General features: G+C 69.0%; 10 protein-coding genes and 1 tRNA gene. 8 read left to right on the top strand and 3 right to left on the bottom strand.

Annotated features, from left to right (window positions below; all coding sequences use genetic code 11):
- Positions 1–57: 57 nt before the first annotated feature.
- The 6 genes from AC07BS_RS17760 to AC07BS_RS17785 all read left to right on the top strand — a co-directional run bounded on the left by AC07BS_RS17760 (position 58) and on the right by AC07BS_RS17785 (position 6,446).
- Entirely contained in the window at positions 58–519 is a 462-nt protein-coding gene (locus AC07BS_RS17760; protein ID WP_478648420.1) for a PaaI family thioesterase, read from the top strand.
- Between the two features lie 266 nt (positions 520–785).
- Positions 786–2,021, top strand: coding sequence for a branched-chain amino acid ABC transporter substrate-binding protein (locus AC07BS_RS17765; protein WP_478648417.1), 1,236 nt, complete (start codon positions 786–788; stop codon positions 2,019–2,021).
- Positions 2,022–2,130: 109 nt separating this feature from the next.
- Positions 2,131–3,063 (top strand): branched-chain amino acid ABC transporter permease, encoded by a 933-nt coding sequence (locus AC07BS_RS17770; protein WP_478933083.1) that lies wholly within the window; start codon positions 2,131–2,133, stop codon positions 3,061–3,063.
- Between the two features lie 5 nt (positions 3,064–3,068).
- Positions 3,069–4,931 carry a branched-chain amino acid ABC transporter permease gene (locus tag AC07BS_RS17775; protein WP_478933085.1) on the top strand — a complete coding sequence of 621 codons (1,863 nt, stop codon included), beginning with the start codon at positions 3,069–3,071 and terminating at the stop codon, positions 4,929–4,931.
- 4 nt (positions 4,932–4,935) lie between these two features.
- Positions 4,936–5,733, top strand: coding sequence for an ABC transporter ATP-binding protein (locus AC07BS_RS17780; protein WP_478933087.1), 798 nt, complete (start codon positions 4,936–4,938; stop codon positions 5,731–5,733).
- Positions 5,730–6,446 (top strand): ABC transporter ATP-binding protein, encoded by a 717-nt coding sequence (locus AC07BS_RS17785; protein ID WP_478648406.1) that lies wholly within the window; start codon positions 5,730–5,732, stop codon positions 6,444–6,446. The genes AC07BS_RS17780 and AC07BS_RS17785 overlap by 4 nt, the downstream gene beginning before the upstream one ends.
- Before the next feature lie 71 nt (positions 6,447–6,517).
- Here the strand turns inward: AC07BS_RS17785 and AC07BS_RS17790 are convergent, their stop codons facing one another.
- On the bottom strand, positions 6,518–7,168 hold the full coding sequence (locus tag AC07BS_RS17790) for an ANTAR domain-containing response regulator (RefSeq protein WP_478648404.1): 651 nt from the start codon (positions 7,166–7,168) through the stop codon (positions 6,518–6,520).
- 101 nt (positions 7,169–7,269) lie between these two features.
- Here AC07BS_RS17790 and AC07BS_RS17795 point away from each other — a divergent pair.
- Positions 7,270–7,342: transfer RNA gene (locus AC07BS_RS17795), tRNA-Leu, on the top strand.
- 120 nt (positions 7,343–7,462) lie between these two features.
- Entirely contained in the window at positions 7,463–8,236 is a 774-nt protein-coding gene (locus AC07BS_RS17800) for a helix-turn-helix domain-containing protein (protein ID WP_478933089.1), read from the top strand.
- A gap of 16 nt (positions 8,237–8,252) precedes the next feature.
- Here AC07BS_RS17800 and pyk read toward each other — a convergent pair whose 3' ends face one another.
- Positions 8,253–9,692, bottom strand: coding sequence for a pyruvate kinase (gene pyk, locus AC07BS_RS17805; protein ID WP_478648400.1), 1,440 nt, complete (start codon positions 9,690–9,692; stop codon positions 8,253–8,255).
- 144 nt (positions 9,693–9,836) lie between these two features.
- Entirely contained in the window at positions 9,837–10,538 is a 702-nt protein-coding gene (locus AC07BS_RS17810; RefSeq protein ID WP_478648397.1) for an SIMPL domain-containing protein, read from the bottom strand.
- Positions 10,539–10,644 lie beyond the last annotated feature (106 nt).

Below are 10,644 nucleotides of genomic sequence, written 5' to 3' on the forward strand. Positions count from 1 at the left end.
GTTCAGCTGAAAAGACGTTCACACGACAACGACCGACGACGATCGGAGCGACGACGCATGGGCGAGCACAGCAGGACCACCTTCCCCCAGGAGACCCTGGACCAGTGGGCCGAGAGCGGCCTCGACCTCACCACCCTCTTCTCGGCCGGCCACCTCGGCGAGCGCATGAGCGTACGGGTCGTCGAGGCCTCCCCCGACCGCGTCGTCGGCACCATGCCGGTCGAGGGCAACACCCAGCCCTACGGCCTCCTCCACGGCGGCGCCTCCGCCGTCCTCGCCGAGACCCTCGGCTCCGTCGGCGCCATGCTCCACGGCGGCCCCGGCCGCATCGCCGTCGGCGTCGACCTCAACTGCACCCACCACCGCGGCGTCCGCTCCGGCCTGGTCACCGGTGTCGCCACCCCCGTGCACCGCGGACGCACCACCGCCACCTACGAGATCGTCATCACCGACGAACAGGGCAAGCGCGTCTGCTCCGCCCGCCTCACCTGCCTGCTGCGCGACGGCGACGCGAGCTGACGCCGCCCGCCCCCGCGGCGACCCCTCCGGCGCCGGCCGCGGCACCCCCGCGCCCGGCGCCGAAGCGGAATGTGATCTCCGTCATAACAAGACAGTCACAGCGCGCTCTTCACCTCTGCCCGACCCCGGCACCCACCCCTTAGAGTCACGGCCAATCACGACCCCCCGCCGGGCGGATCACCGACGTCAGCACAGCACCTTTCCACGCGCCCGGCGAGCGAACCGGCACCTCGGACGAGGCCGCCGCGCCAGGGAAAGGATTCACCGTGCGACACCGTTCCCTCCTCGCCCTCACCACCGCCCTCGCCACCGGAGCCCTCGTCCTGTCCGCCTGCGGATCACGCGACGACAAGGGCGGCGGCACGGACGACAGCGGCGACCGGACCACCGTGACCATCGGCGTCGACGCCCCGCTCACCGGATCGCTCTCCCCCTTCGGCCAGGGCATCAAGAACTCCGTCGACCTCGCCGTACGGACCGCCAACAAGAACCACGAGGTCAAGGGCGTCACCTTCAAGACCGTCGCCCTCGACGACCAGGCCGTCCCCGGCACCGGTCAGCAGAACGCCGCCAAACTCGTCGCCGACAAGAGCGTCGTCGGCATGGTCGGCCCCATGAACTCCGGCGTCGCCCAGTCCATGCAGGGCGTCTTCGCCAAGGCCGACCTCACCCAGATCTCCCCCGCCAACACCAATCCCGCCCTCACCCAGGGCGACAACTGGGCCAACGGCGAGAAGAAACGACCCTTCGCGACCTACTTCCGCACCGCCACCACCGACATCATCCAAGGCCGCTTCGCCGCCCAGTACTTCCACAACGACGCCAAGAAGAAAAAGGTCTTCGTCGTCGACGACAAACAGACCTACGGCGCCGGACTCGCCTCCATCTTCACCCAGGAATTCAAACGCCTCGGCGGTGAGATCGCCGGAACCGACCATCTCACCGTCAAGGAGACCGACTTCACCGCCATCGCCAACAAGATCAAGCAATCCGGCGCCGACTCCGTCTACTTCGGCGGCCAGTTCCCCGAGGGCGGCCTCCTCTCCGACCAGGTCAAGAAGGCCGGCGCCCGCATCCCCCTCATGGGCGGCGACGGCATCTACAACCCCGGCTTCATCACCGCGTCCGGCGAGAACAACGACGGCGACCTCGGCACCTCCGTCGGCTATCCCGTCGAGGAACTCCCCTCCGCCAAGACCTTCGTCGCCAACTACAGCGCCGGCGGCTACAAGGACCCCTACGCCACCTACGGCGGATACTCCTACGACGCCGCCTGGGCCATCATCCAGGCCGTCAAGAAGACCGTCGAGGACAACAACGGAAAACTCCCCGCCAACCCCCGCGCCAAAGTCCTCGACGCCGTGGGCAAGGTCTCCTTCGACGGCGTCACCGGAAAGGTCTCCTTCGACCAGTACGGCGACACCACCAACAAACAACTCACCGTCTACCAGGTGACCGACGGCGCCTGGAAGTCCATCAAGAGCGCCACCTTCAAGGACTGACCACACCCGTCCCGCACCACCACCCGTACCCCACCCGCACCCCGCGCGAGGGCACACCGCCACGCCCTCGCGCGGGCTGCCCCCACCACACCCGACGGGGAGGAACGCGGTGCACGAACTGCCGCAAACACTGGTCAGCGGACTCGCCCTCGGCGCCCTCTACGGCCTCATCGCCATCGGCTACACCATGGTCTACGGCATCGTCCAGCTCATCAACTTCGCCCACGGCGAGATCGTCATGATCGGAGGCTTCGGCGCCCTCACCGTCCGGCTCCAGCTCCCCGGCTCCACCCCCCTCGCCGCCGCCCTCCCCCTCATGCTCCTCGGCGGAGCCCTCGCCTCCGTCGCCGTCGCCACCGCCGCCGAACGCTTCGCCTACCGGCCCCTGCGCGACGCGCCCCGCCTCGCCCCCCTCATCACCGCCATCGGCCTGTCCATCGCCCTCCAGCAACTCGTCTGGGCCTTCTACCCCGACGCCAAGAAATCCCGCTCCTTCCCCCAGTTCCACGGCGACGCCTTCGAGATCACCGGCAACCTCCACATCCAGCGCGACGACCTCTTCGTCCTCCTCGCCGCCCCCCTCTGCATGATCGCCCTCGGCCTCTTCGTCGCCCGCAGCCGCACCGGCCGCGCCATGCAGGCCACCGCCCAGGACCCCGACACCGCCCGGCTCATGGGCATCGACACCAACCGCATCATCGTCATCGCCTTCGCCATCGGCGGCGCCTTCGCGGCCGTCGCCGCCGTCGCCCAGGGACTGCGCGCCGGACAGATCAACTTCGAGATGGGCTTCATCCTCGGCCTGAAGGCGTTCACCGCGGCCGTCCTCGGCGGCATCGGCAACATCTACGGCGCCATGCTCGGCGGAGTCGTCCTCGGCATCGCCGAAGCCGCCTCCACCACGTACATCCAGCACATCCCCGGCATGCAGCAGCTCGGCGGCGGAGGGTGGAAGGACGTATGGGCCTTCGTCCTCCTCATCCTCGTCCTGCTCGTCAGGCCCCAGGGCCTGCTCGGCGAACGCGTAGCGGATCGGGCGTGAGACGCATGAAACGACAGAACCCGAAGGACGACCGGACCCCGGACGACCCACGGAACCCGGGCGGCCGGCAGGCTCCGGGCGACCGCACAGATGGAACGGACACACCACCCACCGCGCACCAGCACAACAACCGCGCCTCCGGCACGGGCACCGGCACGGGCAGCGGCACCGGCACCGGCACCGGCATCCCGGGAATCCCCCGCATCCCCCTCCCCCTCACCACCGCCCGCACCCTCGTCCTCGCCGGCACCGCCCTCACCGCCGGCTCCACCTTCCTCGCCTGGACCTGGACACGCGCCTTCCCCGGCAACCTCACCATCACCGGCTACCCCGGCGGGCTCCAACTCCTCACCCTCACCGGCGCCCTCCTCACCCTCGCCCACACCCTCGGCACCGCCGGCACACCCGGCCTCCGTTGGCTCAGCCCCACCCGCGGCCACACCGCCACCCGCTACCTCGCCCTCGGCACCCTCGCCACCACCTGGTACACCCTCATCACCATCGCCGTACGCCTCGGCGGCACCATCAACCTCGAACCCGGCGGCTACCTCGCCGGCGCGGCCTCCCTCGCCGCAACCCTCGGCGCCCTCGGCCTCCCCACCGACCCGCCCCGCAACCGGCTCCCCGCCCCCGCACCCCTACCCACCTGGGCCGAGATCCTCCTCATCGCCACCCTCTACGGCACCGGACTCGCCATCCTCACCTACGGCATCGGCACCGCCTACGGCGAACTCTTCACCGGCTTCCTGCTCCTCACCGGCTTCACCGCCGCCGCCCTCGTCACCGCCGGCCTCACCACCCACGTCGCCGCGCTCACCGCACGACACCGCCGCGCCACCCTCACCGCCGCCCTCGTCGCGGCGGCCCTCTTCCCGCTCACCCAGGACACCGACGAATACACCCTCATCGCCGTCAACATCCTGATCTTCGCCACCGTCGCCCTCGGCCTCAACGTCGTCGTCGGCCTCGCCGGTCTCCTCGACCTCGGCTACGTCGCCTTCCTCGGCGTCGGCGCCTACACCGCCGCCCTCGTCTCCGGCTCCGGCGCCTCCACCCTCCACATCCACTTCCCCTTCTGGGCCGCCGTCCTCACCGGCGCCGCCGCCTCCCTCGTCTTCGGCGTCGTCATCGGCGCCCCCACCCTCCGGCTGCGCGGCGACTACCTCGCCATCGTCACCCTCGGATTCGGCGAGATCTTCCGCATCGCCGTCGGCAACCTCAACGGCGAATCCGGCCCCTCACTCACCAATGGCCCCAACGGCATCCCCAACATCCCCAACCTCGTCATCCTCGGCTACAACTTCGGCGACCAGCACTCCCTCGCCGGCATCACCCTCAACCCCTTCGCCAACTACTACCTCCTCATGCTCCTCGTCACCGTCCTCGTCATCCTCGTCTTCAGCCGCGCCGGAGACTCCCGTATCGGCCGCGCCTGGATCGCCATCCGCGAGGACGAGACCGCCGCCACCGCGATGGGCATCAACGGCTTCCGCGTCAAGCTCATCGCCTTCGCCCTCGGCGCCACCCTCGCCGGGCTCGCCGGCACCGTGCAGGCCCACGTCTCCACCACCGTCGTCCCGGAGCAGTACGTCTTCGCGGGCCCCGTACCCCCCAACTCCGCCTTCCTCCTCGCCGCCGTCATCCTCGGCGGCATGGGCACCGTCACCGGCCCCCTCCTCGGCGCCGCCCTGCTCTACCTCATCCCCGCCAAACTCCAGTTCCTCCAGGACTACCAACTCCTCGTCTTCGGCGCCGCCCTCATCCTCCTCATGCGCTTCCGCCCCGAGGGGATCATCGCCAACCGCCGCCAGCAGCTCGAGTTCCACGAACCACCCACCACCCCCACCCTCACCAAGGCGGAGGCGTGACCCCATGACCACCACCGCCGAACAGCCCGTCCTCACCGCCACCGGCGTCACCATGCGCTTCGGCGGCCTCACCGCCGTCCGCGCCGTCGACCTCACCGTCAACCCCGGCCAGATCGTCGGCCTCATCGGACCCAACGGCGCCGGAAAAACCACCTTCTTCAACTGCCTCACCGGCCTCTACACCCCCACCGAAGGCACCGTCACCTACCGCGGCACCCGCCTACCCCCCAAACCCCACCTCGTCACCCAGGCCGGCATCGCCCGCACCTTCCAGAACATCCGCCTCTTCGCCAACATGACCGTCCTCGAGAACGTCCTCGTCGGCCGCCACACCCGCACCCGCGAAGGCCTCTTCTCCGCCCTCCTCCGCGGCCCCGCCTTCCGCCGCGCCGAACAAGCCTCCGAGGAACGCGCCATGGAACTCCTCCACTTCACCGGCCTCGCCCCCCAACGCGACCAGCTCGCCCGCAACCTCCCCTACGGCGACCAGCGCCGACTCGAGATCGCCCGCGCCCTCGCCAGCGACCCCGGCCTGCTCCTCCTCGACGAACCCACCGCCGGCATGAACCCCCAGGAGACCCGCGCCACCCAACACCTCGTCCACGCCATCCGCGACCAGGGCACCGCCGTCCTCGTCATCGAGCACGACATGCGCTTCATCTTCACCCTCTGCGACCACGTCGCCGTCCTCGTCCAGGGCGAGAAACTCGTCGAGGGCACCCCGCGAACCGTCCAGAACGACGAACGCGTCATCGCCGCCTACCTCGGCACCCCGGCCCCCGCGGAGGACACCGAACGATGACCGCCCTGCTCGAGGTCCACGACCTCCGCGTCGCCTACGGAAAGATCGAAGCCGTCAAGGGAATCGGCTTCACCGTCGAAGCCGGCGAGATCGTCACCCTCATCGGCACCAACGGCGCCGGCAAGACCACCACACTCCGCACCCTCTCCGGCCTCCTCACCCCCACCACCGGCACCATCCGCTTCAACGGCCACCCCATCGCCGGCACCCCCGCCCACCACATCGTCGCCCTCGGCCTCGCCCACTCCCCCGAAGGCCGCCACATCTTCCCCCGCCTCACCATCACCGAGAACCTCAAACTCGGCGCCTACCTCCGCAAGGACACCCACGGCATCACCGACGACATCCAGCGCGCCTACGAGCTCTTCCCCATCCTCGGCGAACGCGCCCACCAAAGCGCCGGCACCCTCTCCGGCGGCGAACAACAGATGCTCGCCATGGCCCGGGCCCTCATGTCCCGCCCCAAGCTCCTCATGCTCGACGAGCCCTCCATGGGCCTCTCCCCGATCATGATGCAGAAGATCATGAGCACCATCGCCCAGCTCAAGACCACCGGCACCACCATCCTCCTCGTCGAACAGAACGCCCGCGCCGCCCTCTCCCTCGCCGACCGCGCCCACGTCATGGAAACCGGCCGCATCGTCCTCTCCGGCACCGGCACCGACCTCCTCCACGACACCTCCGTCCGCAAGGCCTACCTCGGCGAGGACTGACCCCGCGCATACGACGGAGGGCCCGCACCCCCCATGGGGACACGGACCCTCCGCACCGGAACGCGACCGGCCTACTGCTCCTTGGCCGCCTTCTTCTCCCGGGCGTCCTCGATGACCGCCTCGGCCACCTGCTGCATCGACAGCCGGCGATCCATCGACGTCTTCTGGATCCACCGGAACGCCGCCGGCTCCGTCAGCCCGTACTGCGTCTGCAGAATGCTCTTCGCCCGGTCCACCAGCTTCCGCGTCTCCAGCCGCTGCGAGAGATCCGCGACCTCCCGCTCCAGCGCCTTCAGCTGCACGAACCGCGACACGGCCATCTCGATCGCCGGCACCACGTCGCTCTTGCTGAACGGCTTCACCAGATACGCCATCGCCCCGGCGTCCCGCGCCCGCTCCACGAGATCACGCTGCGAGAACGCCGTCAGCATCAGCACCGGCGCGATCGACTCCGCGCCGATCCGCTCCGCGGCGGAGATCCCGTCCAGCACCGGCATCTTCACATCGAGGATCACCAGATCCGGCCGGTGCTCCCGCGCCAGCGCCACCGCCGTCTCCCCGTCGCCGGCCTCGCCCACGACGGAGTAGCCCTCCTCCTCGAGCATCTCCTTGAGGTCGAGCCGGATGAGGGCCTCGTCCTCGGCGATCACGACGCGCGTGACGTTCGGAGGGGTGTGCTGCGGCTCGTCGTCGACAGGCGGCTGGGGCTCGGCGGCGCTCACGGGTCTCCTTGTTCCAGGCAGGGGTACTGCCCCATGAGCCTACCTAGCTGCGATATGTTTGACGCACGGCGGGTTTCCGCTAACCTTGGTTTCATAGGCTAGCCCCGGTAGCCCAGCGGTAGAGGCCATGGATTCAAAACCCATTCAGCGTCGGTTCGAATCCGACTCGGGGCACTTGACCTTCAATCCCAAGGTCACCAATCGGATCCAATTCGGTGATGATCTTCGCTCGTCAGAGTGAGCGTGCCGTCGAATCCTGTCTTCCGCAGCGCTGCCCCGGCGACGCTCGCAGACATGTACGACCTCGAGACGCGCAATCGTGCTGTCAATCTGATGCGCAACGGCGTGCCCAATCGCGTCGTCGCCGAGCAGCTGGGCGTTCCACGCGGCACTATCGGCTGGTGGCGATCGGAAGATCGAAGACGTCGTGGCGAAGTGTTCGTACGGCCGACGGACTGTCCCCGATGCACGGGCCGGGAGCTCGACCAGGAGGCCTACGCCTATCTGCTCGGCCTGTACCTGGGCGACGGCCACATCGTCGCGAAGCCCAAGCAGAACCACCTGTCCATCTTCTGCGGCGACGTATGGCCCGGTCTCATCAATGCCGCCGAGGAGGCCATGCGGAAGGTCATGTCGCTACCAAGCACCGGTAGGCGCCAGCAACGTGGCTGCACCGAGGTGAAGTCCTACTCACAGCACTGGCCCTGCATGTTCCCCCAGCACGGTCCCGGCAAGAAGCACGAACGACGGATCGTGCTGGAGAACTGGCAGCAGAGCATTGTGGACGCCCACCCCTGGGAGTTCCTGCGCGGACTGATCCACTCCGATGGATGCCGCATCACGAACTGGACCACCCGCGTCATCAATGGCGAGACCAAGCGGTACGAATACCCGAGGTACATGTTCGCCAACAAGTCCGACGACATCCGCCAGTTGTTCTGCGACACGCTCACACAGGTGGGTGTCGAATGGACCGTGCTGGCCCGCGGCAGCGACCCTTTCAACATCTCCGTCGCCCGCCGCGCATCCGTCGCCCTCATGGACGCCCACATAGGCCCCAAGTACTGACGTACCGACCCGCCGCCTACCCCTTCGGCGCGTCGTCCTCCCCGATGTGGTGGACGCGTACGAGGTTCGTCGATCCTGGGGTGCCCGGCGGGGAGCCTGCCGTGATGATGACCATGTCGCCCTTGCGGCAGCGGCCGATGCGGAGCAGGTGGTCGTCGACCTGTTCGACCATTTCGTCGGTCGTCTGGACCATGGGGCCGAGGAACGTCTCCACGCCCCATGTGAGGTTGAGCTGCGAGCGCGTGGCCGGTTCCGGGGTGAAGGCCAGGAGCGGGATGGGCGAGCGGTAGCGGGAGAGACGGCGGACCGTGTCACCGGATTGCGTGAAGGCCACCAGGAACTTGGCTCCGAGGAAGTCGCCCATCTCGGCCGCGGCGCGGGCGACGGCGCCGCCCTGGGTGCGGGGCTTGCTGCGTTCGGTGAGCGGGGGGAGGCCCTTGGCGAGGACGTCCTCCTCGGCGGCGGCGACGATGCGGCCCATGGTCTTGACGGTCTCGACGGGGTATTTGCCGACGCTGGTCTCGCCGCTGAGCATGACGGCGTCGGTGCCGTCGATGACGGCGTTGGCGACGTCGGAGGCCTCGGCCCGGGTGGGGCGGGAGGATTCGATCATGGAGTCGAGCATCTGGGTGGCGACGATGACCGGCTTGGCGTTGCGCTTGGCGAGCTTGATCGCTCGCTTCTGGACGATCGGGACCGTTTCGAGGGGCATTTCGACGCCGAGGTCGCCGCGGGCGACCATGATGCCGTCGAAGGCGGCGACGATGTCGTCGAGGTTCTGGACGGCCTGTGGCTTCTCGATCTTGGCGATGACGGGGAGGCGGCGGCCCTCCTCGTCCATGACGCGGTGGACGTCGTGGATGTCGCGTCCGCTGCGGACGAAGGAGAGGGCGATGATGTCGGCGCCGGTGGCGATGGCCCAGCGGAGGTCTTCGACGTCCTTCGGGGAGAGGGCGGGGACGGAGACGGCGACGCCGGGGAGGTTGAGTCCCTTGTGGTCGGAGATCATGCCGCCTTCGATGACGATGGTCTTGACCCGGGGCCCGCGGACCTCGATGACCTCGAGGGTGACGCGGCCGTCGTCGACGAGGATGCGTTCGCCCTGGGTGACGTCGCCGGCGAGACCGGCGTAGGTGGTGCCGCAGCTGTGGCGGTCGCCTTCGGCGCCCTCCTCGACGGTGATGGTGAACTCGTCGCCGCGTTCAAGGAGTACAGGGCCTTCGCGGAAGCGGCCGAGGCGGATCTTCGGGCCTTGAAGGTCGGCGAGGACGCCGATGCTGCGGCCGGTCTCGTCGGCCGCCTTGCGTACCCGCTGGTACCGCGCTTCGTGCTCGGCGTAGGTGCCATGGCTGAGGTTGAAGCGGGCGACGTCCATTCCGGCTTCGACGAGGGCCTTGATCTGCTCGTAGGAGTCGGTCGCGGGCCCCAGGGTGCAGACGATTTTCGCTCGGCGCATGGCACGACCTTATGACCTACTGGCGGGTAGAGAATTACGTGCGGCAACTTCCCAACGTCGGTTGCGCAAAAGCTTGTTGACACCTTGTGAAATGTGCACGCGGGCGCTCTGATGAGCGCCCCCGTCGGTTGTTTTGAATGCTTGTCATAGTGCGGGCCGGGTCATGGTGAAGCGCGCGTTGACGTGGGCGTGGACGGCCTGGCGCTGGGGTTCGAGATCGAGTTCGATTTCATGGGCTGCGCCGCCGGGGGCGCCGTATCCGCCGCGGGCCATGCCGCCGCCGAAGCCGGACATGCCGAGGCCTTCGGTGCCGTCGTCGGCGAGTTCGAGGAGGGCGGTGAGCCGGGCGCCGAGCGCTTCGGCGTATTCGCGGGCGCGCTGGACGGCTTCCTGGACGGCCAGGCGGCGGGCTTCGCGGTGGGCGGGCGAGTCGGGGCGGAGGCCCCACCAGGGCCCGTTGATGCTGGTGAGGGGCAGGTCGGCGAGGCGGGTGACGAGTTCGCCGAGGACGGTGAAGTCGTTGAGGGTGGCGGTGAGGTGGACGCTGCCGTGGTACGAGCGGACGCGCTCGTGGCGGCCCTTGTCGGCGAACTGGGGGGCCACGGTGATGATGCCGGTCTCGAGCTTTTCGACGGCGTCGCCGTAGGACTTGACGAGGTCGAGGGCGCGGGTGTTGCGGCGGGTGAGGTCCTCGAGGGTGGCGGTGCGGTCGGTGCCGCGGGCGGTGACGCTGATGCCGAGGTGGGCGACTTCGGGGTCGACTTCGAGGCGGGCTTCCCCGCGGACGGCGACGCGGGGGGTGTCGGGGGTGCCGTAGGGCAGGGGGGCGGGGTCGGGTGCGTTCATGGGGTCAGCGTGGCAGGCGGGGGGTGGGGGCGTCCTGGCCGGTGGGTGGTGATGTGAATCGCAGCCCGGTGAGGGTGTCGGGGGGTGCGGGGGCTGGGCCAGAATC

It is taken from the genome of Streptomyces sp. NPDC044063 (assembly GCF_056434285.1).